Genomic DNA, 25,508 nt, shown 5'->3' with positions numbered 1-25,508 from the left:
TAATGCCAAGATTTTTGACACCCCTTTGGGCACTATGCTACTTGCAAACAGCTTTTTAACGGATTGGATTCCAGCTTACTCTCGTTCATTTTGCGCTTTCAGTCGCCTTTGGCTTAAGCTTCCCCTATCACCGCCCCTCATCCCTGCCCAAGTAACAACCGCCCTCCACAGCCAAGTCAAAGCAGACTCATCTGCTCAACAATACGTGTTTCTGCACGGGATGGCTTTAACTCTTCTGTTGCTGACTGCCCGACTGGGGCTAAAACCTCTGACTGAGTATCCCTAATCAAAACCCACGAAGGCATCTGGATATCTTGCTGATTATTCTTACCTCTTGCCTTTGCAGCCATAGCCACTGACGGAATTAGGCGCTCACGGTAAAACTTCTCCTGCAACCCGGACAATAGACCAAGCACACCCAACTCTGACCACACACCTAAGTCTTCTCCATTGAGGCTAACTTGGTAGTATCCGCACTCTAAGGGATCGCACTTCACAGGATATCCCGACTCATAACATTTCTCGAGCAGACTCAATACTTGAGGTGGATATGTGGCTGGGAGTATGATTTTTTGTCCACAATTTGTGGACATTTTCTCCTTAGTAATAGTTCCTAACCCAACTTCCCCGCCCCAAAGTTTAGGCAGATACCTCTGGATAACTTCATGTCCAACTTGATGCCGATGGCAAAAATCGCCAGTTTTTTCGTAACAGCACAAGGTCATGTCATGTGAGTTTTGCTGCTGTTTGGCAACCCAAATATCAATCAGCTGCTGCCTACAAAGCAAAATTTCGTGGAATTGGCGGGTGTATTCTTGTTCAGCATTAGTATCTGAGGCTGAAGACTTCCACCATTTCAGTAGCTCTGGCGTTGGAGCAAATAAAGGTAAATGCTTGCCTTGAAAGCCTTTCGGAGGGTATAGAGAGGAATGGCACTAAGAAAAGCCGAAACACTTGCGGGTTAAGCAGTTTGCAATTGTTTTCGTAATTCATGCCGGGATTTCGTCATCAAGGGGTAAGCTTTTGGGCGACGTTTACGGACTCGTGGTTCACTTCTGCCAGGGCGATCGCTCACAGCTTTGTGAGCAATAACTTTAAGTAAAGTGCGGTAAATTTGGAGACGTTTTGTTGAAGTTGCTGCTAATAATTCGGGAATAAAGTTATTTAAATGATGACGAGTACCTTGGAGTGACAGGCGTAACGGGGGAGTACCATAACTAGTGCCTGCCGACCACATCAAACTACGAAGTAGATTATAAGCAAGTAAATAAACGTAAATTTCTTTGCGTACCATTGAGGGGGTTTTACAGCGCAAAACATCCATACCCAAAGTAGTTTTAAGATGTCTTAAATCTAATTCAACGTCCCATCGCTGACCATAAAGCCCAACAATTTCCAGAGTAGAATAGGTTTTTGTATCTAATAGAGTAGTGATTAAACTAACTTGTTGACTCCGAAAACCAGGAATAAAAATGTAGTAGTAAATTTCGCGTACAGTTATGGAAGTAGGTAAGGCTGAAAATTCATCATTACTCAATCCTGCGGGGCATCTTTTAGGCTTATACCAAGTAACAAGTTTGTCACAATCTCCAATAACTTTGCCTTTTCGCATAGTAGTTGTACGAGATTGGTGTTTGCGAAATACGGCATCACAATCAAGTTGTTTAATAGCAAACATATCGGCGTAAGCACAAAAAGCTCTATCACCTAAAAGCACATCATTTGGTTTGAGAAAACTGTACAACCTCCGAGCTAATTTAATATCATGAGTGTTCAGAACATCTATGCAAAAAGCAGTAGCGGCTCCCGTTAATAAACTGAATATCACACCAATTTTGGCAATTGGGAACCCACATCCTGGTTTTTGAGTGCTAGGTTGAGGGTATTCTTTCTGGTTCTCTATAGTGTCAGGCATAGATACTGTTGACCCATCTATTACCAACACATTCCGTCCACACCATAAATGTTCTTGGGTCACTATCTCTTCTAAATTTTGTGCAGAATAATTGAAAAGCTTCTCTAGTAATTTTTCCGGTAATCTTGCTCGTGCTTGGCAGTATGCACTTGTATCTGTTGATGGAATTTCTACTTGTTCTTGTGCTAGATGTGCAATTATTTTACTCACAGCGTTATGGCAAGTTTTATCAGTATCCAAAACCTGAGATAAAAATGCCCATAATGTTATTAATGGGTCAAATAACCGCTTTTTATATTTAACTTTTAGCTCAGAGATTGCAAGTCTGATCACAGACTCTGGCAATACTTCTTTAAACGGTAGTCCCAAACTTTGGCTAAATTTATCCTTGAGGATTTGTACTCGTAATGTCACAGTAGTAATTATCGTATGTGCTTGCTCGTTTCAAAGAAAGTATTCCATGAACGAGTAAGCTTTTTCTACCTTCAAAAACTTTTTGGGTAACCCTCCACTGTTACCGCTTCTATTTCACAGCCCCTATAAAAAATAGCGATCACAGCCAAGTGTCTACTGCTATTAACGCATTCATACTTGTAATGCTTATGCAGCACGGTTTATAGCTTTTCTTAGTGCCATTCGTTGCAGAGTATGTTCTCCCAGGTTACAGTTCCATACGAGAATTTGAAATTCCCGTTGCTGGCAATCCTCATGCCGAGAAAATCATCGCCCAAGAACGAGCCATCGCTTCAAGTGATGTGTACGCCGACCCTTTACTTAAAAATGCCCAACCAATTTCTCGTCAGATTGGATTAAAGTCAATGTTAAACGTTCGCACTTGCGATCAAGGAAAACCAAATGGAATCATAACGATACAACAATGTAGCCATTTCCGCTCCTGGACTCAGGAAGAAATTGAATTATTAGAAGCAGTTGCTGATCAACTCGGTATTGCTTTGGTTCAGGCAGGTTTGCTAGAGCAAGAAACCCAGCAACGAGAAGAACTCACCTCGAAAAATTTTGCACTGGAGCAAGCAAAACATGAAGCGGAGACTGCAAATCGCGCAAAAAGTGAATTTTTAGCGATGATGAGCCATGAAATTCGCACTCCAATGAATGCTGTTATCGGTATGACAGGGCTACTGCTCGATATGGAATTGACTCACCAACAACAAGACTTTGTAGAAATTATTCGTACTAGCAGTGATGCCTTGCTGACTCTGATCAATGATATTTTGGACTTCTCTAAGATTGAGTCCGGTAAATTAGATTTAGAAGAACACCCTTTCAACCTCCGCTATTGTATAGAAGAAGCCTTAGAATTACTAGCTTCTCAAGCTGCTGCTAAAAATCTGAATTTAGCCTACTTAATTGATCCCCAAACCCCAAGCATAGTTGTCGGGGATGTAACACGAGTGCGACAAATCCTTGTAAATTTGATTAGTAATGCCATCAAATTTACCCACAATGGCGAGGTTGTCGTCTCTCTAATGTTCAATCAAGCAATTAGCAAAGACAAATACGAAATTCAATTTGCTATTAAAGATACAGGCATTGGTATGTCCCTTGAAGGGATGAATCGCCTATTTAAACCTTTTAGCCAAATTGATGCATCGACGACTCGTCAATATGGTGGTACTGGATTGGGTTTAGCAATCAGCAAACGATTGTGTGAACTGATGGGTGGCTCTATCTGGGTTGAAAGTTTTCTAGGAGTTGGTTCTACATTTTATTTCACGCTGCTGCTTCACTCCTATCACAGTTACGAAATTGTTGATGTTGAATTTATTCAACAAAATTTAATTGAAAAACACCTGTTAGTGGTTGATGCCAATGCAACTAACAGACAAGTAATTAGTTTACATGCTTCTAATTGGGGAATGATAGTTCACTCAGTGGAATCCGGTTTGCAAGCTTTGGAATTGATTAATTCCGGTGAGCAATTTGATATTGTAGCATTAGGTATACAGATGGCAGATATGGATGGTTTAAATCTGGCAGCACATATTCGCTCTCTACCAAGCTGTCAAAACCTACCTTTAGTAATGTTGAGTTCCGTTGAAAGATTTATCCAAAAAGAAGATGAGGAAAAACTAGGTTTTGTAGCTGTCCTGAGTATACCAATTAAGCGCTCCCATCTTTATAACGTATTTACCCATGCCTTATGCGAACAACAAGTTTCTTTGTTACCTACAAAATCATTTCTACCAGTCTTTGATTCTCAATTAAGTCAAAAGTTGCCATTACGAATTCTGTTGGTGGAAGATATTTCTTTAAATCAAAAGGTAGTTATACAGATGCTACAGCGCATGGGTTATCGTGCTGACATAGCAAATAATGGATTAGAAGCACTGTCAGCTTTACGCCAACAATCCTATGATCTAGTATTCATGGATGTACAAATGCCAGAAATGGACGGGTTAGAAGCGACTCGAAGAATTTGTCAACAATGGTCAGATAACAGCCGACCTTGGATTATTGCTATGACCGCCCATGCCATGCAGGGCGACAGGGAAGAATGCCTCAGTGCCGGAATGAATGACTACATTAGCAAACCTATCCGCATGGAGACTCTCGTTCAAGCTTTCAACAACTATCAAATTTTGCACTCATCAGCTAATAAAAATCAGCAATTAACACTTTCTGCCGAAACAGATGAGCAACTTTTTCTAACTGAAATCAAACAAGAAGTGATCTTAATCCCAGCTATCGATGCAGAAGGATTTCAAGCGTTAAAAGATTCGCTAGGCAATGATGTTGAAATTTTGGCAGAAGTTATTGATGACTATTTGGAAGATGTCCCACAAAGATTAGTTACCATTCATAACGCAATTGACAAAAAAGATGCTGCTGGACTTCTTAATTCTGCCCATGCTTTAAAATCGGCAAGTATGAATTTCGGTGCTAACAATCTTGCCAAACTATGCCAAGAATTAGAAGATATAGGTCGTACTGGTACTACACTCACTGCTTCTACTATATTTTCAGAACTTGAAACCGAGTTTCAAAGGGTAGAAGCGGCTTTACAACTAGTAGTTCGCTTTCGTGACTTGGCGGGGTAAGGGGGAAGGGGGAAAGGTTTCAAATCCCTTACCCCTTTCCCTTTCCCCTTTCCCCTTTCCTTAGTCCTCACAAGCGCATTTTTGGGTTGGCAGACTACTAGTACAGTTTGGGCTAATCTCTGAACAATAGACAACTCTTTATCGCTACTTTTGTTTCCGAGGGTATAATATCCTCTGAGCTTCCCAGACTCAGTAAAACCTTACAAAAAAACTTTCATCATTTATCAACCTGTTGACTCAACATCCAAGGTAGTTTCAGCGAGTTTTACCAGCCGCGATCGCGCAAATACGATTCAAAGTTGGTCAGCTTAGAAAACTCACGTTGTAACTGCACCAAATCTGCTGCGTAGCCAATCCGCTCAAACCAGCGATACATAATGGTCACTTCCTCTCCGGCTTGCTGCTCAAACGCTTCAAAAGGAATTTGCTGGTATTCGACGGTTTTGCCCAACACACAGCTGAACGCGGCAGCTATTTCTGGCATAGTCATCTCCACACTGGCGACTTCGATTTCGCGGTTCAAGAACTCGGCGGGGCGAGCGAATACCTCAGCGACCATTGCTCCGTAATCTTCTTCAGAAAGTTGCTGCAATTTTGTTTCAGGACTGAGCGGTTGGGAGAGCGTGCCATGCTCCACCATTGGACGCATTGATGCGTAGTTGTAAAAGAAGAAAACTGGACGCATGATTGTATAGGGCAAGCCGAGCGATCGAACGTACTCTTCGACTTGAAATTTACTGTCGAAATGGGGAATGCCCGTGTTGCGTTCGGCGCTGCCCACAGAACTGTAGACGAAATGCTCGACACCTGCCGATGAAGCTGCGTCTGCAACGCTTTTACCATCTTGGATCTCGGCTGATAATCCACCTTCTTTGAGAAAAGTCTGCAATGAAAAAACACCATAAGCACCTTGCAGAGCGCGATCAAGCGACGCGCGATCCCTGAAATCTCCGGCGACGAGTTCTGCCCCCGCTTGTTGGAGTGCATGAGCAGCGGACTTGTTTGGATCGCGCACAAAAGCACGTACCTTGAAGTTACCGCGCTTTAAAAGATGACGCGCCACTGCGCCACCCTGATTGCCCGTGGCTCCGGTGACTAAGATAATTTTTTCTCCTGTTGTTTGCTGTGTCATCTCTGTTTTTTTAATGCTGTTTGTGTATTTGAAATTTATCTTGTCTAAACAGTAGCTTGTGCAGAAAAAAAGAAAAAGTAGTTAAAATTCAAAACAGTTGTGCAAAAAATTCAAAGATGCGTTTCGGTTAATGGACAAGCTCAAAAGCCTGATGATTTTTATCCGCGCCGCTCAATCTGGCAGCTTTTCGGAGGCAGCACGACACTTAGGTATGGCTCCTTCAGCCGTGAGTCGAGCCGTATTGCGCTTGGAAGATGACTTGGGGGTGCGCTTGCTCCAGCGAACAACTCGCAGTTTGACCCTGACCGAAGATGGCAACCGATTTTATCAACGCTCTGAGCAAATTCTCAACGATTTGGAAGAAGCCGAACTCGAAGTCAAACAATCGCAATCAATGCCGCTCGGAACATTGCGGCTCGATTTGAGCTTTGTGTTTGGCAAAATACATATCGCTCCAGCTCTGCTGCAATTTGTCACCCAATATCCAAAGCTAAATCTGAATGTTTCTTTTAACGATCGCGTGATCGATCTGATTGAGGAAGGCATTGACGCGACAGTGCGGATTGGAATGAGCAGTGATAGCCGTTTAATCATGCACCATCTGGCAACTGCACGCTACATCACTTGTGCCTCACCGCAGTATCTCGCTCAGTATGGCACGCCCACAATACCCACAGAACTTTTGCAGCATCGCTGTGTCAACTTTATCTATCCACAGACTGGGCGAGAGCCTAAATGGAAGTTTGAACAAGATGGAAAAGCGATTGACCTTTGTGTTGAGAGTTATCTGCGATTCGATAATTCAGAAGTCATTTTAGAGGCAGTCATTCAAGGAGCCGGTGTAGTTCAATTTCCCAAATTTATCGCAGCCAAAGCGATCGCGCGTGGAGACCTCCAACCAATTCTTCAATCCTACGCGACCAAAGTTGGATTACCAATCTCCGTGTTGTACCCGCAAAAACGCTATCTCTGTGCTAAAGTTCGCGTCTTTGTTGAGTTTATGACAGAATTGATGGCTGCATTAAAGCGAGTTGATATTGTAGATTGAAAGCTATTTCTTTAGAGACAGTAGGTGTTGCAGAAAATCTTCAGCAATTTTTCAAATCAATTCAAAATTACAATCAGTGAGGATAGGTTAATCTTTCACTGGATTGAGGGGATGTTAAAAGCCGAATGCTGCAAATCCCCTTACTTACTATACATATCAGGGAACTTTGCTTGGAGTTTAGCCAGTTTCGGCAAGTCATTCACTACCACATAGCGATCGCTTGGATGATGCCCTATATAATTCTGATGGTATGCCGCAGCCTGATAAAAACCTTTCAAAGGATCTAATTCTGTCACAATCGGCTTGTCGAAGATTCGTGATTTGTTGAGTTGAGCGATATATTCTTGTGCAGCCTGTTTCTGCTCATCGTTAGCAAAAAAGATCGCCGAACGATATTGCTTACCTGAGTCTGGGCCTTGTCGATTCAACTCTGTTGGGTCATGCGCTACCAAAAAGTAGACCTTCAGAAGCTGGTTATATGATATTTTTGATGGATCGTAAGTGATTTTTACGGATTCAGCATGATTAGTTAATCCAGCACTGACAAGTGTATAGTCTGCGGTTCTTGCATCACCCCCAGAAAAGCCAGAAACAACATCAGAAACACCTAATAGATGCTCAAAAACTGCTTCCATTCCCCAGTAGCACCCACCAGCGAAAACCGCTACTTGCTTTCCCTGCGGTATGGCAGTCGAGATATCAGTGGCCGGAGCAGGAAGTATCACACGAGATGCACCATACAGGAGTAAAACAGTCAGCGAAATGATGGACAAGTTGCGTAATAACTGGCGGGATAGAGTAAAGTTATGAATTGACATTCGGTTGTGAATTCCTTTATTTAATAGACCAAGCTAAGGTTTCTTTGAGAATAGAATTTTCACCATTCCAAATAGCAATCGCAAAACAAAGCTGTTAATGATTATCAGAAATACCAAAAATACCATCTTCACTCCAACGGTAGGCGCGAGAACTGGCTTGGTCATGGGTGAAATAGTCCCATCCAGTACTGTTAGGACTGTAGTCTTCGCACATCCCTTCCCATTGGCGATCGCTTAAATATCAACCCATCTGCGCCAATAGGCTATGTGATGTAAGGCTTTTGCAAATCTGATTTCTTCTTGGGTTGGAGTTGTCATCATCTCAAGAAAGTGCATATCTGCACTTTAGTTTAGTTAATTTGCTATATGGATTATCACGTTTTTATCAAAGATGGGACTGATATTTTGATTAAAATTTGCTAGGTGAATTGATAAATAAAAATTTAGGATAAACTCAGGAAAAATTTATATTAATTTTTATTATCAAAATAAATTATCATTCGATTGTTGCGATAATAAGCCCTCCAGAGGCTAACCTTGTAGAAGGACAAATTATTTGACTAGAATGGCAGATTATTTGTCATCAATCTAAATTTTTCTAAGTTTCCTGTTCTAGCAATTTTTATAACTTCATGCCAGAAATCCTAAAAATTAGATACTGAATGCTTACATATCACCTGTGCTGCTATTGAAAGGTTAACCAAAATATAGTCAGCTGTGACTGTAACCATAAGTTTGCCGGGGTGGCACGTTTATGGTTTCAAACGGACTTACGACAGCTTGAATTTTTGGGGTTTTTAAGAAACAATCTTGCTAATTCAAGTATTTGAGGGTGCATAATCCTTGAACTTTCGGCACGTTTATGCTTGATTTTTAGACTTTCGGCAACTTTTTGGTTTCAAAACCAAATACTTTGACTGCGATCGCGAAACGTTAAATCAAGCCTTTGTGCTTGTCCTGCGGCAAGGTTATGCTTTCAAAAGCGGCAAACTTATGGTTACAGTGACATCAGCAATTCCTAGACGAGACATTTGGGGCTAAGACTGATTACCCTGATCTATCAAAATCGTTTTACACCCTGCACTATGTCCAGCTTCTACATCACTGAGATTATCGCCAATAAACCAAGAATTTGCTAAATCTATATTTTGTTCGCTAGCTGCACGTAAAATCAAGCCTGGTTTTGGTTTACGGCATTCGCAAGCAATTGCATACTCAGATATTACACCATTTGGATGGTGGGGACAGTAGTAGAATCCATCTAGCGATAGATCCGCTTTTTCTAATATTTCATTCAATCGCGCTTCCACTCCCGCCAAGGCAGATTCTGGGAAATAATCCCGTGCTACTCCCGACTGGTTAGTAATCACAATTAATTTATATCCAGCTTTGCTAAGTATTTGTAATCCTTCAATAGCACCGATTTTCATTTCAATTAATTGCGGATCAACATTGTTTGGTACATTTTCAATTAAAGTGCCATCTTTATCTAGAAATATCGCCGACATCTGAGATTGCGAATTTAATTTGTTAGTTCGATGCCAAATTTTCTGATTTTCCAAGAAGTATATTTCCCCATCTTAAATCTAATACCACTTGCAAAAGACGACAATGGTGTTGCCGTCTATCCCGTGAGCGATCGCGTCCAGCATTATCGCACAGTATAAAACTCGCCAATATAAAAAAGCAAGTATATTCATTTACAACAGTGGCAAGATTTGATATGCAGTGTATCACTTCCAGCAAATTATCTCTATAATTTGCTCTTGATGAAGTAAAATCGCATCAAATCAATCCAAAATATTTTTACTACTATTAGAATTGGGATTATTGGTATCTTAACTTGAAGAGCTTGTGGCATAATGAGCAATATTCCCACGAGAGAAAAATTCTTGTTGAGGTAGATTGAATGCCTGTTACCTACGAACTCAGAGATTATCAACATCAGTGGATAAAAGATATTTGGAATTCTTGGGAGAATGGTAATAGGCGGGTGCTTGCACAACTCCCGACAGCCGCCGGAAAAACGGTGTGCTTTGCACATATTTCTCATAAATTCTTTGAACAAGGAAAGCAAGTTTTAGTCATTGCCCATCGGATTGAGTTGATATCTCAAGCCGCCGAAAAGCTAGAGCAAATTATCGGTGAACCAGTTGGGATTATCAAAGCAGGTGTTCTGGCTAATCCGGAACGGAGAATCCAAGTTGCTAGCGTTCAAACGTTGAGCAGACGAGAGGTATTGGATTTGCCAATGAACATTGGACTTTTGATATTAGATGAGGCGCATCATGCAACTGCTTTATCTTATCGGCGATTAATTGAACATTATGAAAGCGCCCAAATATTAGGTGTAACTGCCACTCCCCAGAGGATTGACGGTCAAGGTTTTGTTGATTTATTTGATGATTTGGTTATTGGCATTGACACTGCTCAATTAATTCAGGCTGGGTATTTAAGTAACTTTCGATTATTTGCAACGAATCAAACTATTTCTACTCTTGGAGTTGCAAAATCTCGTGGGGATTTCAGAGCTAAAGATTTAGCGGTTGCCGTCACCAGCCAAATTGGTGTTAGTGAAATCCTTGAGAATTACTTTAAATATGCACGAAATCTTCGTACAGTTATTTTCGCCTGTAGCTTAGAACATTCTCGTGCCCTGGCTGCGGAATTTTCTCGTAATTATATTAGTGCTGAACATTTGGATGGCAAGACTCCCCCACAAGAGAGATTAGAAATATTGCAGCGTTTTCGCAATGGCACTACCCAAGTAATTACTAATTACGAAATCTTAACCGAGGGCTTTGATTGCCCTAATATTGAGTGCGTTTACTGTGTCCGTCCAACTGAAAGCTCTACTCTTTGGCTGCAAATGCTGGGGCGAGTTCTAAGAACTTACACTTTAAAACCAACTGCGGTGATCATTGACATTACCGATAATTGGAAAAAACATGGGCTTCCTGATGAAGCCCGCAAATGGAGTTTATTGCCTGAAACTATATCAGAAATACAAAACAAAGGCTTAATCCAATGTGACCATTGTACCCATATTTTTAAACCGCTTGCTGAAGAATTAGCTAAAATTGAAGCCGAAGTTGACAACGATGGAGTACTGATTCAACATCACCAAGCTATTTGTCCAAGTTGTGGTGAAACGATTGATTTTACTACTAAGGAGAATCCTACAAAGCCAAATTTTAGCAGAATCCGACTTAGACAGGGTTTTAACCTTGCTCTTACAGAAATTGACCTTTCTGTTTCTGCTTACAGATTAGACTTAGTTACTGATACCCTAAAAAAGCAAGGTTTACGGGGTGCGAGTCCCACTAAAATTTATAGCGCCATTTTCATCGCTTTTATTGAAAATATTACTAAATTTACTCTTGGTGATTGGCGCGAAATCGTTAAAATGGTTGAGCCATCCCAATCCGCAATTACCAAAAAAGCATGGGAACTGTACAAGGAAGCTTTTGAGCGACATAAGAACCGCATCTTGGCTATGTCTTTTGTCGAACAGAAAAAGCTTAAACAACAAGGCAGTAGCAATGTGGCGACTAATGTAACGACAATAGAAGCTCTTGGGCAGTTGGAGAATAGTATATTCTGGGAACCAAAACCACAGGAAAAGTCATCTAAGTTCAAAAAGAATTTAGGCGATAGTTATTTTAAAATGAAGTACAAATCACAATGGAAAGAATCTTTAACTTACTGTTCAATGCTAACAGGTGATTTTTTAAACATAAATGCTGGACTATTCCATGTGGAAACTAAAGACGTATATGTAAATATCTGTATTGAGGTTAGAGAACTTCCTGGGCTGAAATCCAAACTCACAGAGATTTGTGATCCCGCAGAGATTGAATATGCTTTTACTCAAGGGTTTGGCAAGCTTGCTAAGATCATGTTCCGGTTAAGCTGATTCCCAATGTTGGGTCATCATTAACTTGATAATTTTCTAAATATTCATTTGCCTCCTTTGATGCCAACATCCTACCATCTGGGTGTAAGTTGAAATCAACTCCTGGCTTGAAACCGAAATTGGCAACGTCTGCCGTAGGAATCGCACTTATCCTAATATTTTCTCAATTTCTTTTAGGATCTCAGCTAAAAAAGGAGCATCTGATTTAACTATATTATCCTCACTCCCATCATGTTTATGATGAGGGAAAGTAGTCAGATTTAATTTTCGGTGATGTTCAGTATTGTCATAGCGAAAAATTAGATTATTCTCTGAGTTCATATATTGATAACTATACATTTTTCTATCTGGGGATATTTCAACATAGATAAATTCCCTCAGATGCAGCAACGAATTATCTTTAAATTCGAGCTTGGCTCTGATAAAACCTTCATATATTCCTCTTTTTTCAGTTTCTAAATTAAATATTTTAACTATTTCTGAGGATTCGATTAAAATCCGAATTTGCTGAAAATAATCTTCAATCAACAAAATCAATCTCCTCTATCGACTCTTTTGTTTTTTGTAAATGTGCCAACATTCGAGCTTCTCCAATCCACTCATCATAGTCAAAATTATGGGATAATTCATCATTATTAAACTGAGTGAGAAATTCCTCAGTCGATAATTGATATTTGGTTTCAAAATCCTGAATCCGTTCTTCTGTTCTTTTGATTCCTGCTGTCACACTCTGTAATCTTTCTGACAAAGCACTTTGAATAATGCGTCTGAGGGAATCTGGATCTTTTGACCGGAGTTTGAGTTCAGCCATTATTTTTTCTCTCTTGCTACTGTTAAATTCACAAAATAGTCCTTGAATGAGCAGTTGTTATTGTATATGAAAATGGAAAATAATTTGTGAGCAATAGCACTTTTTCGATTTCACTTTCTTAGGCTATCACTTAAAACAGTTATCAGTCACCAGTTAAAACCCAAGGACTTTACGACTTGACTGATAACTGTTCACTCTTAAAAGCCATCGCCCATCCAAAACGAATCTCTCAATAGAAACCTTGTACTATTATTTCTTACCTGCTTGCACACGCCTTTTTGTACCTTGTGTCACCTTCGGTTCTTCTTGCTTACTGGAGTTGACCATTTTAACCAAGTGCTGATTTAGATAACTCTGCGCCGAGATATACAGACTTTCCCAAATCTCTTGATTGCGGCTGATTTTTGTACCGACTGTATTTCCGGCTGTTTTCTCTGACACCAAGTATTTGCGGAAGTAGTTATTCCACAAGTGTTGCAGGAAATCTTCAGCGAATTCGTTAAACGGCAGAATCCATTTATAGTCTTTGTCCAAAAATACCCGATAGGACGCAATTATCGGTAATGCCAGGTCAGTTGGCGCACTAAACCCGAATGAATACTTGCTGTCAGGCAACAATGTAGTTTTACGTATATCAATTGATGCTAGGTCGTTAGCACCCTTTCTTCTGGGGTTGCTGATATGTTCTTGGATTATTTCGTAGAGTCTTTGCTCTATCCATAGAGCATGAGTTAACAGAGGCAGTAAGGCGGTTAATCTTTCCCTTTCTGCATCTGTGATGTTACTTGGAAGACTCATCCCTGCTGGGTGTTTGGTTCGTTTATTGCCGTCGGGGTTGTATTTATTTCTGTCGAGGCAGTAAAGGAGCTTCAGCAAATGGGTGACATTACACTGGGCATTTCTGGGAGCGCCGCTTTGGTTTTGGTAATAGGCAATGCGGAATTTTCTATCTTCTTTCCGTTCTAACTGAGCTAAATACTGCTTGATGAATTTGTAATCACCCCTGGCGTTGACTTTGGAGCGAGAATCTACTGGTGTTGTAGTATTACTTGCTAGGGCTATGTCTTTGGCTGATTCTTCAGTCAGTCCGATGTGGATCGTAACTTTTACTCTGGCTTCGGTTAAATCGTATTTGTAATTTTTCGCTTGCTCAAAAGCTAAAACTGTGTGACCACCGTTGATAATCCCATCACTACCCCCCTCCGAGGCTTCTAAAATTTCTAGCTCCAGTTCAGTTTTGTTCTTGACAGGTTTAGCAATATTAGCTGATAGAACGATTCCACTGTGGCGAGAGAAGAATTTTGCAGGTTCGGTGGTCAATGAGTCGAAAATTTGTCTGTAGGTCGCGCTTTTGCGGTTCGGTTCGCGGATATTCGGTTCTAGCGGCAGGTCTATCGGGAAGCTTTCTACATGGGCGGTGGCAATGATGCAGTTTGGGTTGGCTTGAAAATAGTTATCTATTTTTAGATTCCAAGTTTTGGGCATAGTTGGTTTGCAATGTCAGGGGAATTTCCATGTTAACTAAAACCCGTATCTAATATCCCGTTTCTCGCTAATGCCAAGTACAGAATTATGTTGCGTCATCTTGTTCTCTAATGATGCTTCCTTCATTGAAACGATGAAAGAACTGTATTAGCAAGTGAAAACCAAAAATCAGAACTTGATTTAAATTTTTATATACTAAGTACAGCAAGAGTACAGCAAGATGGCGATCGCTCCTTCCGTGCAAATTCTTGTAACTCTCTCCTGTTCAGAAGGCAGTTATGCTGGAGGCTCAGTTGCCAGAAGGGAACCCACGTTTAAAAACGTGGGATTGGAGTAAGGAGCATGAGTGTCTCGTGGCACTTGCCGCCGACGCTATCGACACAAATTTTTTTATACTAGTGGACAATAACCCACAACTAAAGTTTTTATTAATACTTCTTTCATTCTGCTTTCTGCCCTCTACCTTTCTTTGTAAGCTTTCATGATTTGCAGATGAGTCTATTTGACGTATTTCCACCTAATCACCCGTATTGGATGATTAGGCAAAAAGTTTCCTTTTCAACAGTTGTTGTGCAGCAGTATTCAGCATTCTTGATGCGTAATGGTAAGAAGACATGATTAAAAAGACAAAATCAAAGCAGGAAGTGCTTGAACTAGCCCACAAGCATAACTTGACTATCCGAGAAGACTCACTGCAATTTAATGAATCGGGTCTTGATTTTCAAGTTGTGTTAGCAAGGGACACTGATGGAGAACGCTGGATTTTGCGTCTTCCTCGGCGGGAGGATGTTCTACCGTCGGTAGATAAGGAAAAACGCACGCTGGAACTGATTGCCCCTCTTCTGAATGTGGAAGTGCCACAATGGACTATTTGCACAGATGAACTCATTGCTTACCGGGCATTAAACGGTGTGCCAACAGGCACAATTGACTCTCAAGCAAAAGCTTATGTGTGGGAAATTGATCCAGCAAATCCACCCGACCAGTTTCATAAATCGCTAGCTAAGGGGATTGCCTCTGTTCATCAAGTTAGCATTGAGGAAGCACGCGCAATTGGTCTTCCCATTGAAACCGCTGAAGAAGCACGTGCGGCGATGAAACAGAAGATGGATGCAGTGAAGAATGAGTTTGGTGTTGCTGAAGAGTTGTGGAACCGTTGGCAATCTTGGCTCCAAAAGGATGAGGTTTGGACGAAAGAAACAGTGTTAACTCATGGTGATTTACACGCTGGGCATATTTTGATTGATCCTCAAGTACAGGTAACTGGCTTCATTGACTGGACTGAGGCAGCCGTCACTGACCCAGCCCGTGATTTTGTCGCCCATTACCGCACTTTTGGTGAAGACGCTTTGAATAAGCTGATATCAGCATACGCCTCATCGGGTGGACGTATTTGGCCGAAGATGGCAGAACAAGTGATTGAACTGGCTGCTTCTTATCCCATAGCCATCGCAGAATTTGCGCTCAAGTCAGGCTTGGATGAATATAAACAGATGGCTAGACAATCACTTGGCGTAGGTTAAATCAATATTTTTAGGTAATCGCCGTTACCTTTGAATAAAATGAACGTTTATGGCGGTTAGATTACCAAGCATCAAAATAGAACACTGAAACGGCTTTCTTAGCTGGTAAGCCTGTAGACTATGTATTGTTGGCATTTCCAATATTAAATAGGGAAAATGTGACAATTTGAGCGCCTGCGTGGAACCGGAGGAAACAATATGTCTAATGTAAGCATTGCAAAAGGTAGTTGCCTGTGTGGAGCAGTAAGTCTTTCTACAACTAGCATGAGTAAAAGTGTGGGAGCGTGTCATTGTAGTATCTGCCGCAATTGGGGCGGAGGGCCTCTGTTAGTTGTTGATTGTAAAAGTGATGTTAGCTTCTCTGGTGAAGAAAATATTGGGCTTTATCAATCATCACAGTGGGCAGAACGTGGATTCTGTAAGCAATGTGGTAGCCATCTTTTTTACAAATTGAAACAAAATAACCAGTATTTCATGCCTGTTGGACTATTCGAGAACTATGAAGGTCTTGTTTTCGATCATCAGGTATTCATTGATGAAAAGCCCAAGTATTACTGTTTTGCCAATGAAACTCAGAATCTCACAGGGGCCGAGGTCTTTGCACAGTTTGCACCTCCTGAATGACTCCTAAACAGTAGAGTTACTTTTTACCAGTTTGAATTAGGTTGGGCGAATGAGCGCACTGCTTCACTCACCCTTGAGGCAAAAAATCACCCAGTTATATCCTTCCCACTCTTGTAGTTCATAGCTCTGGGTTTCCTCTTGCCTATTGGGACTACTTTCGATTGCTTGGGAGGTTGAGGAGGACGGCATTGCTCACAGTAGAGCGGTCGCACACCAAAGGTTTCTCGTTGTGTGGGCTGTTCGCACTGCTTACATACGAAGTTGAAAACGCGAGTGTGAATTTCCCGCTTGTGCGCTCTGACAGTGTACTCTCGGACATCAATTGTTTTACTGGGCATCGGCTGATTACTGTTGTGGACTTACTTCCTTAATATAGTTTTTCGTCTTAGTTCTACAAGATCCGTGCATCATCTGACGAAAGTAATTCTACTTAATCAATTAAATACTCTTGCATGTCGCTTTGTCGATGGCGGAGAATACTTATAGCTTTGACCTGGATTTGACGAATCCGCTCTCGGCTGAGGTTTAGCTGTTGGCCAATCTGAGCTAGATTGAAATGCTGATCATTCTCTAGCCCAAAGTTTAAAGTCAACACTTGACGCTGTATAGGTGTCAATGGTTCTAAGAATTTAGCTACATCTTGCGATAGAAGTTCTTGGCTAAGGAGTTTTTCTGGTGAAGCGGCATCGCTGGCTAAAATTTCGCCCAATTCTGTCTCTTTTTCATCTCCCACTTGTTTATTTAAAGAAATGGCTGTGCGTGAAGCAGTGAGATATTCTCGAAGCTTATCTGTGCTTATGTTTAATGCTGATGCAATTTCTTCGGCAGTGGCATGACGACCGAGTTTTTGAAAGCTTTCTCGCTGTACTTTCTTAATTTTGGTAAGTATTTCAGTGAGATGAACAGGCAATCTAATAGTGCGCGATTGTTCTGCTATCGCGCGTGTAATCTCCTGACGAATCCACCAGTAGGCATAGGTTGATAGCTTATACCCCCGGTTGGGATCAAACTTTTCTATACCCCTTTGTAAACCGATTGCTCCTTCTTGGATCAAATCTAAAAATTCCAAATTCCGGTTCTGGTATTTCTTGGCAACAGATACTACGAGTCGCAGGTTAGCTGTCACCATTTTTTCTTTAGCCTTTTGACCAAGGTGTAGTGCTGCTCGGACTTGTGCTTCGGTTTTTTCAACAGCGTTGGCTAATTCTGTCATTGTTGGTTCGCGGTCTAGCTGTTGAGTGAGTTCATTTTTAGATTGCTCAATGACAATCATTTCTTGTACAAGTCTTGCATAAGCGATTTCTTCCTCTGGCTTTAATAAAGGATACTGACCAATTTCTTGCAAATAGATGCGAACCATGTCGGAACTCAGGCTGGACATACAAACTTTTCGACTTTTTTAAACCAGGGGATTTAAAAGTATAAATCAAATAGCTCATTAAAATTTTCTATTTTTAACCGAGTACCGTGGGTTTAAATCTCGCAGTTCAAAATCGCGCAAGTTTTGGGTCGGGGTCTAAATCCCCATCACAAAACTTAATTACGAATTATTTAATAGCCAAGGCATATCAATTCAGTCCTGCCTGAAGTAACCTCTGCTGTAACCGTGTGTACCGCCGTTGGTCATCAGTAGAGCGCACCGCCAGAGATATCGCTTTTTTTGCGCCAACTACAATCGCTAACTTCTTGGCACGGGTCAGCCCGGTGTAAAACAGGTTCCGGGTCAACATCATATAGTGCTGCATATAGATTGGCAGAACTATCACCGGATATTCTGAGCCTTGGCTTTTATGAATCGAAATGCTCCAGGCAAGGGCAATTTCATTCAGGTCAGCGTAATCGTAAACCACAGTACGCTCACCATACAGTACTGTAACTTCTTGCTCGACAGTATCAATGCTTTGAATAATCCCCAGGTCGCCGTTGAAGACTTCGCGGTTGTAGTCGTTGGTCAACTGGATAATGCGATCGCCCTCGCGCAACAAATTCCCACCTCTGTTAATCTCCACCTTGTTGGGGCTGGGTGGGTTGATCAACTGCTGCAACACAGTATTAAGGTTGCGAGTCCCTACCAAGCCCCGCGACATTGGACAAAGTACTTGCACATCAGTAGCAGGATTAAAACCTAAGCGTGGAATCAAATCGGTAATCAACTCGCAGATTGCTTGCACTCCATGTTCAGGCTGATGACCACCACCATGCCACAGACAATCAGATTGAGGTGTGTCAGAAATCGGTTCAATCGTGGGATAAATTCCTCGATTAATCTGATGAGCAGCAGTGATAATTGCACTTGTTTGAGCTTGGCGGAATACCTGGGTTAACCGCACTACTGGCACACAACCAGAATTAATCAAGTCAGCCAGTATTTGACCTGGGCCCACAGATGGTAACTGGTCAATATCACCCACCAACAACAGTAGAGCGCCAGCCAATACAGCTTTAACCAAGGAGTAAGCCAGAAACAAATCAAGCATCGAAGCTTCATCAGCGATAATTGCCGTGTGAGGCAAAGGATTTTCGCTATCGCGCTTGAAACCCCTTGAGCGCGGGTCAAATTCTAACAAGCGATGTATGGTTTTAGCTTCCAGCCCAGTCATCTCACCTAAGCGTTGAGCAGCGCGTCCAGTTGGTGCTGCCAAAGCAATAGATTTCCCCATCGCTTTCCATAGGCTGACAATGGTGTGAGTTGTGAAAGTCTTTCCAACCCCAGGGCCACCAGTGAGAATCATGATTTTGGAGTACGCTGCTGTTTCTACAGCTTGGCGTTGCTGTTCTGAAAGCTGAATTTTACGGCTAACAGTAAAGCGGTCAATCCAATCACGCACGCGTTCAATGTCAGTGCCAACAGGTTTTTCCAAGCGTTGGCGTATCAGTTGAGCTAAATTCTGTTCCGTATGAAAGTAAGTTGGCTTGTAGCAAAGTAGTGTTTTCTCTTCATCCCGCTCTCTAATCAGGTCATCTGTTAGAGCCATATCTTTGATGATTTGTGCGATCGCTTCTTCTGTGGGCTGATGAGATTCGGTTGTCAGCAGTTTGATTACCGACTCAATCAGTTCGCTTTGTGGCAGATAACAGTGACCATCTTCGGCAGCTTCACTTAGACAATGGATAATCCCCGCACGGTAACGAAATTCTGAGTCCGGTGCAATTCCGATATTTCTCGCAATCTTGTCAGCAGTCAGAAAACCGATCCCATAGATATCGGCTGCTAACTGGTAGGGGTTTTTGGTAACAGTAGCGATCGCCTCATCCTTATATTGCTTGTAAATCTTCACGGCATAAGTGGTAGAAACGCCATGTCCCTGGAGAAACACCATCACTTCTTTTATGGCTTTTTGGGTTGACCAAGCGTTTTTGATTAAAGTAATCCGTTTTTTAGCGATGCCCTGAACTTCAATTAATCGCTCGATCTGGTTTTCAATAATATCGAGGGTTTCAAGTCCAAAGTGAGCTACGATGCGTTTGGCTGTGACTGGGCCAACACCTTTAATCAGCCCACTACCCAAGTATTTTTCAATTCCAGTGAGAGTAGCTGGTTTGGTTTCTTTGTAGTTGACTACTTGGAACTGAGGGCCAAATTGTGGATGGTCACGCCAGAAACCGGTTAGTTGTAAAGTCTGCCCTGGCTGGATGTTAGCAAAGCTGCCAACAATTGTTGTGAGTTCGGTGCTACGGGGGCGGGTCAGCCTTGCTACAGTGTAGCCTGACTCAGCAGAGTAAAAAGTTAGGCGTTCTACGACTCCAGTGATTGTTTCGTGTTGAGGAAAGGCGCTTACTTGTTGAGGGGAAAGATTAGGGGGAGTGGACATTGCTTATCATCAGATGCCGCACATCATTATAATATTGGAAGTTTAGCTATTCTAGTACATAAATACTAAATTAAATATTCAATATTAGTGTCATCGAAAACTCACCCTAGTTCAAGCTTAAAAGCCGGGGCAGTGGGGCTGACACCAGATAAACCATTGCTTGGAGACTGAAAAAGTTAGCAATCATAGAAAGGGCAAAATTATAGTTGAAATGTTAAAGTTCGATCTACTGAATGTAAGTTTCTTTTGCCAGTATGTGACTGATACCGATATTGTTAAGTTGATGTCTTTATTATTTCTGTTCAGTTAATGAGCAAAGTCATTGCAGTTTTTAATCAGTCGGGTGGTGTCAGCAAAACTACTCTGACAATGAATTTAGGCTACCATTTGGCTCAAAATCAGCAAAGCGTTTTATTAGTGGATATGGACCCCCAGGCTTCACTAACTACTTTTATGGGATTAGAGCCATCTGAACTAGATAAGACAGTTTATGAAGCTATTCTGGGAGAAGAACCATTACCAATTCATCAGAATATACATGGGATGGATATGGCCCCCGCGAACATTAACTTAAGTGGCGCAGAATTAGAACTTGTTGTCGCAGATATGCGAGATATTCGACTAAAGGAGGCTCTTGAACCAGTTATCGCACAATACCAATTCATTTTAATTGATTGTCCACCAAGTCTCGGTATTCTTAGCTATATTAGCTTGGTCGCAGCCACACACGTACTCATTCCTATTCAAACTGAATATAAAGCTTTAAAAGGAACAGAACTATTGTTAACAACGATTGCGCGTGTCCGTTCTCGGGCAAATCGAAAATTACAGATTGCTGGAGTAGTTCCAACCATGTACGATAACCGAACTGGACAAGGCTCCCAAAGCTTACAGTCAATTACTAATTCTCTATCTAAGATTGGTACCATTTATCCAGCTATTCCTCGATCCGTAGCTTTTGCTGACGCAGCCCAAGAGCATATACCGTTAGCACTTTACAATTCTAAGCATCCATCTGTCACTATTCTCAAACAGATTGCTCAAAGTTTGGAGACGTTGCCATGAGTATGAAGAAGCGTGTTAGTCAACCTTATGAAATTAAAGGAGTCGATGCTTTATTTGGAGTTGAAGAAGCAGTAGACAATAGTAGCGCTGCTTTCCTTATCCCAATAGAACAAATAGTTTTACCACATCAACAACCTCGTCGCTACTTTGCTCCTCAAGCCATGCTTGAGTTAGTAGAGTCAATTAAACAGCATGGAATTCTTCAGCCCCTTCTCGTCCGTCCTCAAAAGGATGGGAAATATGAACTAGTTGCAGGAGAACGTCGTTTTCAAGGAGCTAAAACTGCTCAATTAGAGTTTGTACCTGCTGTTATTAGGGAAATGACAGATGTTGAAGCACTTGAACTAGCACTCTCAGAAAATCTCCAAAGAGAGGACTTAAACCCAATTGAGGAAACAGAGAGTATTGTTGCTCTCTTAGGATTAAAACTTAATCAAACCACAGAATCAATAGTTGCTTTACTTCAATCAGCAGCTCATCCAGAACGAGAGGCTGTGGATAACGTTATCCACAGCCAAGAATGGCAGTCTCTACTTGAGGTATTTAACACAATCGGAAAGTTTTCCCCCGAAAGTTTTAGAACCAATCGTCTCCCATTATTAAAACTTCCTATAGATGTTATGGAAGCTCTCCGGTCAGGAGTAATCGAGTATACTAAAGCCAAAGTGATTGCGCGGATTAGGGATGAAGCCCTACGTAAATCATTACTGTCTGATGCAATTCAAAATAATTTATCTTTAAGTCAAATTAAAGAGCGTCTTGCTGAAATTCAAGCAAACACGCCTGGAAATACAGATAAAAAATCATCTTCTTTAAAAAAGAAGATAGATGAAGCCTACAGTAAAGTAAAAAAATCAAAGGTTTGGGATAATCCCAATCAGCACAAGCGATTACAAAAAATATTAGTAGAGCTTGAAGCTTTATTAGTTGAAAGCAGTGATGATAACTGAAACTACATTTAGTATGGCAATCAGCATTCCTAAAGTCATTCCTTCAAAATAGGCAAATGGCGATTAGATTGTTACGGGAGAAGCGCTTTCTACAACATCGATTCCTTCACCTTGGCAGCAATGATGCCACCTCCCTCTTCAAGAGTGATTAGTAAGAGATATTTACGATTGATAATGCAAAAGTTGAAAATTTTACCCTCAATAATAACTGCACTAACGGCGCTGACACTAACTAGTTGCAGCACTACTACTGCTGAACAGTATGAAGCTACAGCACTCACCAGTTACTCCTGGCAAGTTAAGTATGCTAATAACCTAACTAGTCAACCACAGCCACGCATTGAAACCTTTGCTAACACTTCAGTGGTGAATCGGAATGGATTGAAACCGGCGGGAGCAGTTGTTGGCCCAGATGACCGAGGGTTATGGTGGCCTACTGTACCGCCGCGACCAAGTGTTGATGAAGTTGAACAACGCAAAAAATCTCAAGAAGAGGCAGGCAAACCTGAATTGATGAAAGATGTTCAGTACAAACTGACCTACGGAGTGGGTAATTTACAGAAGGCACTACCTACTAATTATGATGTTTATCGGCAAGTAGTAAAAGCTTATCCCCAAAAAATTCCTTTGGAATTAACTTTGGGTGTGAATGATAATTCAGTAGAGAAAGCTGAACCTGTAAGCAAGTAGTAACCCACTCGTTACGCAGTCAGCAAGAAGTTAGAGTGAAAGACTGAATTGCTTTTCAACTGCCAGTGTTGAACTTACAAGTCCTCCCGACAATCTCAAGTCTTACAATCTCTTGAAAAGTGACCAATTTATTGTAAGTAAATTCCAAATGGATCAGGGTAGAGCTACATCTTGCGGGAAAGTAAATTGGTAATAAAAAGAATAAATCAAAGAGTCAACGATGATCTAATTTAATTTCTGCTGCATGATAAAAAGATTTCAAAAATTCCTGCTGGGGGCTACATGGGGGCTATGTATACCCCAACAATAGATTAAGACTTTAGGAACATTTTGACACCTATATAGGGTATATATAGGTGCTAAATGGGGTATATTTGACTGATTAACATTTTATACCCCATTTAGCCCCCAAGGGGTTATGATAAGCTCTTGAGATTAGGAAAGAAGGGGGAAGTTATTTTATTCTTCTTTCTCTTGCCCTTGCAGATCACTTGAACAGATAATTTTCACTTTCTCAAAGTGTATTACTTTTGTATTTATGTCAAACATTCACACCTTGCAAAAAATTTTTCCTGCGGGTTTCGATAACGGTTACGGAAGCCTTAAACTTTTAGTCGAAGGGTTTGAAGTAGTTCGTGTCCCCAGCTATATAACCAATGCAGAAATGGAAGATGTGCCAGGGCGTGTAGTTTTTAACGGCACTGCTTACACTGTTGGAGAGTCTGCTTACCGGACAGGGAATTATTTTGACCGCAACACAGACAATAATGAAAATAAAGTAAATAATGCATTGTTGACTTTGTTGGGTGCATTGGCACATCTCCCACACCGCAAGGCTTGGCACTTAAAATTAGTCGTCAGCTTACATGATGTTGGTCTGGCTGAAGAATTGCAAAAAGTACTCAATGGAGAATATCAGCCAATACTTGCTGGCAAACAATCAGACGTGAAAGTAGAAGTGCTGAAAGTTGTACTAGAAGGGATGGGTGCATTGTTTGGGCATCCACTACCGAAAAAATTAACCATTTTAGACTTTGGCAATGGAACAACCCTGTATTCTCGTTACAACCGGGGTCAGCGAGAAGTTCACACTGCCTACCCCATCGGTGTAGAAGTTCTCATCGATGATATCTCCCAAAAAATGAAACATCTAAATGGAGGAAAAATCGGAGATCCATCCAAAATCCGATTTTGTTTGGAAATGGGGCATACCCGATACAGCCGTGACATCGATATCAAAGATATATACAGCGCTTGCTTGAAAGACTGGTATGAAAAATACTTGAAGAAAGTGGTGAATCTCACATTGGATGCCAAACACCAAGGGGATGAAATCTGGGCGATTGGTGGAGGCTGCCTCTTACCTGGATTTAAGAAGCTGTTGGAGAAAAACGGCTTCAAAATCCTGGACAATCCCGTAGAAGCCAATGTCTTTGGGCTTTTAGAAATGGCAAAAACCATTAGCAGCAAGAATCCTGCAACATCTATTAAGTGAATATAACTATGGCAGATAAAAAAGACTTAGCACCGGAAAAAGTTCGCCTTAAAGATAATTACCGAGAGCGCATATTTGCAGAATCGCAAAAACTAGATAAAAGTTACCTGGACACGCTTTACTTTATAGTTGATTGCTATTTTGTTTTCATCAAGGCTGGATTACCTGCACAACTTTTAGCTTCTACACCCATTAATACTGGGTCAAACCAACTCACCTCTTGGACTCCAACTCCATTTCCAGAGGAGAAAGAAGAAGAAGATTCTTCAGGGGAAACATTCAGCCTTGATTTTGATTTGTAATCGTCAAAGGAAGTTGGCAACGCTAAAGAAAGGTGATTAGCCCTGAAAGCTTTGCCAGACCTCAACTGTAACCCTCAAATGTAACAATTAATGTAATGATTTTTGCAACGCCAATTTTCTTAGTTGGGCATTATTCAACTCCAGTAATAACAAAGTTGGACATTTTTTGTTATTCCCGGTAGGATTATTGCTATGAGCCTATCAAGAGGTAGCAGATGAACGTTTCTCTGACCATAGAACTGGAAAAGTGGGTGCAATCCAAAGTTGAAAGCGGTATGTACACTTCGGCTAGTGAAGTGATCCGTGAAGGTTTGCGGCTGCTCAAAGACCAGGATGCCCTCAAAGCAATACGCCTTGCCGAGTTACGTAGGGAGATACAGCAGGGGATTGATAGCGGAGAATCTACACCGCTAAACATGGATGAAATTATCGAATTGGCTAAACAACAACGGCAGACCAGAGAATCCCCATAATGGCGACAATTCTTATAAAACCGTTAGCACAAGCTGATTTATTGGATATTTGGAATTTTATTGCCAGTGACAGCTTTGATAAAGCAGATCAGCTTCTAAAAAAAATAGACAGTCAGCTCAAAATGTTGGCATCAAACCCAGGTATGGGAAGAAAACGCGATTCCTTAGCACCAAATCTGCGAAGTTTTCCACTAGGGAATTATCTAATTTTCTACCGTTCTATAAACCAAGGGATTGAAGTTATTCGTGTTATACATGGGGCAAGAGACATTCAAAGCCTTTTTGAAGAAGATGATGAGTAAGTCGTTCTTCAATAGTTAGATTTTTGCCAACACTCCTGCTTTCTCTTTATTACTTGACTTTAGATGTGCTAGACCTCGATTATAAGAA

The 25,508-nt window shown here is 41.3% G+C and carries 24 protein-coding genes and 1 pseudogene; 13 read left to right on the top strand and 12 right to left on the bottom strand.

What is annotated here, in order from left to right; all coding sequences use genetic code 11:
* Positions 1-176 precede the first annotated feature (176 nt).
* Positions 177-860, bottom strand: coding sequence for a hypothetical protein (locus tag FD724_RS39365; protein ID WP_372726559.1), 684 nt, complete (start codon positions 858-860; stop codon positions 177-179).
* Between the two features lie 101 nt (positions 861-961).
* Entirely contained in the window at positions 962-2,329 is a 1,368-nt protein-coding gene (locus tag FD724_RS39360; protein ID WP_179075865.1) for an IS4 family transposase, read from the bottom strand.
* A 215-nt stretch (positions 2,330-2,544) separates the two neighbouring features.
* Here FD724_RS39360 and FD724_RS39355 point away from each other — a divergent pair, with 215 nt between their 5' ends.
* Complete coding sequence (locus FD724_RS39355) at positions 2,545-4,974, top strand: response regulator (RefSeq protein ID WP_179076961.1); 2,430 nt, start codon at positions 2,545-2,547, stop codon at positions 4,972-4,974.
* A gap of 265 nt (positions 4,975-5,239) precedes the next feature.
* Here the strand turns inward: FD724_RS39355 and FD724_RS39350 are convergent, their stop codons facing one another.
* Positions 5,240-6,106 carry an NmrA/HSCARG family protein gene (locus FD724_RS39350; protein ID WP_179076960.1) on the bottom strand — a complete coding sequence of 289 codons (867 nt, stop codon included), beginning with the start codon at positions 6,104-6,106 and terminating at the stop codon, positions 5,240-5,242.
* 130 nt (positions 6,107-6,236) lie between these two features.
* Here FD724_RS39350 and FD724_RS39345 point away from each other — a divergent pair, with 130 nt between their 5' ends.
* Positions 6,237-7,154, top strand: a complete 918-nt coding sequence (locus FD724_RS39345) for a LysR family transcriptional regulator (protein ID WP_179076959.1) — start codon at positions 6,237-6,239, stop codon at positions 7,152-7,154.
* A gap of 140 nt (positions 7,155-7,294) precedes the next feature.
* Here FD724_RS39345 and msrA read toward each other — a convergent pair whose 3' ends face one another.
* The 3 genes and pseudogenes from msrA to FD724_RS39330 form a co-directional block, all read right to left on the bottom strand.
* Positions 7,295-7,972 carry a peptide-methionine (S)-S-oxide reductase MsrA gene (gene msrA, locus FD724_RS39340; protein ID WP_179076958.1) on the bottom strand — a complete coding sequence of 226 codons (678 nt, stop codon included), beginning with the start codon at positions 7,970-7,972 and terminating at the stop codon, positions 7,295-7,297.
* 34 nt (positions 7,973-8,006) lie between these two features.
* Positions 8,007-8,290, bottom strand: a pseudogene (locus FD724_RS39335) (glucosidase); the annotation flags it as partial.
* 719 nt (positions 8,291-9,009) lie between these two features.
* Positions 9,010-9,480, bottom strand: a complete 471-nt coding sequence (locus FD724_RS39330; protein WP_179076957.1) for an HAD-IIIA family hydrolase — start codon at positions 9,478-9,480, stop codon at positions 9,010-9,012.
* A 30-nt stretch (positions 9,481-9,510) separates the two neighbouring features.
* Here FD724_RS39330 and FD724_RS41595 point away from each other — a divergent pair, with 30 nt between their 5' ends.
* A complete protein-coding gene (locus FD724_RS41595; RefSeq protein WP_256874800.1) occupies positions 9,511-9,639 on the top strand; it encodes a hypothetical protein in 129 nt (42 codons plus the stop codon).
* Between the two features lie 242 nt (positions 9,640-9,881).
* Positions 9,882-11,888, top strand: a complete 2,007-nt coding sequence (locus tag FD724_RS39325; protein WP_179076956.1) for a DEAD/DEAH box helicase — start codon at positions 9,882-9,884, stop codon at positions 11,886-11,888.
* Between the two features lie 147 nt (positions 11,889-12,035).
* Here FD724_RS39325 and FD724_RS39320 read toward each other — a convergent pair whose 3' ends face one another.
* The 3 genes from FD724_RS39320 to FD724_RS39310 form a co-directional block, all read right to left on the bottom strand.
* Positions 12,036-12,419, bottom strand: a complete 384-nt coding sequence (locus FD724_RS39320) for a DUF6516 family protein (RefSeq protein WP_179076955.1) — start codon at positions 12,417-12,419, stop codon at positions 12,036-12,038.
* The gene (locus tag FD724_RS39315; protein WP_179076954.1) at positions 12,409-12,699 is read right to left on the bottom strand and encodes a hypothetical protein; all 291 of its coding nucleotides are present in this window, start codon (positions 12,697-12,699) and stop codon (positions 12,409-12,411) included. Before FD724_RS39315 ends, FD724_RS39320 begins: the two co-directional genes overlap by 11 nt.
* 249 nt (positions 12,700-12,948) lie before the next feature.
* Positions 12,949-14,184 (bottom strand): AIPR family protein, encoded by a 1,236-nt coding sequence (locus tag FD724_RS39310; protein ID WP_179076953.1) that lies wholly within the window; start codon positions 14,182-14,184, stop codon positions 12,949-12,951.
* A 614-nt stretch (positions 14,185-14,798) separates the two neighbouring features.
* On the opposite strand from FD724_RS39310, the gene FD724_RS39305 reads away from it, so the two are divergent.
* Together FD724_RS39305 and FD724_RS39300 are read left to right on the top strand one after the other, a co-directional pair.
* Entirely contained in the window at positions 14,799-15,707 is a 909-nt protein-coding gene (locus FD724_RS39305; protein WP_179076952.1) for a macrolide 2'-phosphotransferase, read from the top strand.
* Positions 15,708-15,905: 198 nt separating this feature from the next.
* A complete protein-coding gene (locus tag FD724_RS39300; RefSeq protein ID WP_179076951.1) occupies positions 15,906-16,331 on the top strand; it encodes a GFA family protein in 426 nt (141 codons plus the stop codon).
* A gap of 86 nt (positions 16,332-16,417) precedes the next feature.
* On the opposite strand, the gene FD724_RS39295 is transcribed toward FD724_RS39300, so the two are convergent.
* From FD724_RS39295 to FD724_RS39285, 3 genes are all read right to left on the bottom strand, one after another.
* On the bottom strand, positions 16,418-16,669 hold the full coding sequence (locus FD724_RS39295) for a hypothetical protein (protein ID WP_179076950.1): 252 nt from the start codon (positions 16,667-16,669) through the stop codon (positions 16,418-16,420).
* Between the two features lie 92 nt (positions 16,670-16,761).
* Positions 16,762-17,712 carry an RpoD/SigA family RNA polymerase sigma factor gene (locus FD724_RS39290; RefSeq protein WP_179076949.1) on the bottom strand — a complete coding sequence of 317 codons (951 nt, stop codon included), beginning with the start codon at positions 17,710-17,712 and terminating at the stop codon, positions 16,762-16,764.
* Positions 17,713-17,899: 187 nt separating this feature from the next.
* Positions 17,900-20,143 carry an ATP-dependent RecD-like DNA helicase gene (locus FD724_RS39285; RefSeq protein WP_179076948.1) on the bottom strand — a complete coding sequence of 748 codons (2,244 nt, stop codon included), beginning with the start codon at positions 20,141-20,143 and terminating at the stop codon, positions 17,900-17,902.
* 309 nt (positions 20,144-20,452) lie between these two features.
* On the opposite strand from FD724_RS39285, the gene FD724_RS39280 reads away from it, so the two are divergent.
* The 7 genes from FD724_RS39280 (at position 20,453) to FD724_RS39250 (ending at position 25,420) form a co-directional block, all read left to right on the top strand.
* Positions 20,453-21,208 carry a ParA family protein gene (locus FD724_RS39280; RefSeq protein ID WP_179076947.1) on the top strand — a complete coding sequence of 252 codons (756 nt, stop codon included), beginning with the start codon at positions 20,453-20,455 and terminating at the stop codon, positions 21,206-21,208.
* Positions 21,205-22,158: a ParB/RepB/Spo0J family partition protein gene (locus FD724_RS39275; RefSeq protein WP_179076946.1), complete on the top strand. Its 954-nt coding sequence runs from the start codon at positions 21,205-21,207 to the stop codon at positions 22,156-22,158. Before FD724_RS39280 ends, FD724_RS39275 begins: the two co-directional genes overlap by 4 nt.
* A 174-nt stretch (positions 22,159-22,332) precedes the next feature.
* Positions 22,333-22,848 carry a hypothetical protein gene (locus tag FD724_RS39270; RefSeq protein ID WP_179076945.1) on the top strand — a complete coding sequence of 172 codons (516 nt, stop codon included), beginning with the start codon at positions 22,333-22,335 and terminating at the stop codon, positions 22,846-22,848.
* A gap of 538 nt (positions 22,849-23,386) precedes the next feature.
* Entirely contained in the window at positions 23,387-24,343 is a 957-nt protein-coding gene (locus FD724_RS39265; RefSeq protein ID WP_179076944.1) for a ParM/StbA family protein, read from the top strand.
* Positions 24,344-24,351: 8 nt separating this feature from the next.
* A complete protein-coding gene (locus FD724_RS39260) occupies positions 24,352-24,645 on the top strand; it encodes a hypothetical protein (protein ID WP_179070152.1) in 294 nt (97 codons plus the stop codon).
* 215 nt (positions 24,646-24,860) lie between these two features.
* The gene (locus FD724_RS39255; RefSeq protein ID WP_179070153.1) at positions 24,861-25,118 is read left to right on the top strand and encodes a type II toxin-antitoxin system ParD family antitoxin; all 258 of its coding nucleotides are present in this window, start codon (positions 24,861-24,863) and stop codon (positions 25,116-25,118) included.
* Positions 25,118-25,420, top strand: coding sequence for a type II toxin-antitoxin system RelE/ParE family toxin (locus tag FD724_RS39250; protein ID WP_179070154.1), 303 nt, complete (start codon positions 25,118-25,120; stop codon positions 25,418-25,420). The genes FD724_RS39255 and FD724_RS39250 overlap by 1 nt, the downstream gene beginning before the upstream one ends.
* The last annotated feature ends 88 nt before the right edge of the window (positions 25,421-25,508 follow it).

The organism is Nostoc sp. C057 (assembly GCF_013393925.1).
GTDB lineage: Bacteria > Cyanobacteriota > Cyanobacteriia > Cyanobacteriales > Nostocaceae > Nostoc > Nostoc muscorum_A.
Note: the sequence above shows the minus strand (reverse complement) of the source record. Positions and strands in the feature narration are given on the sequence as shown.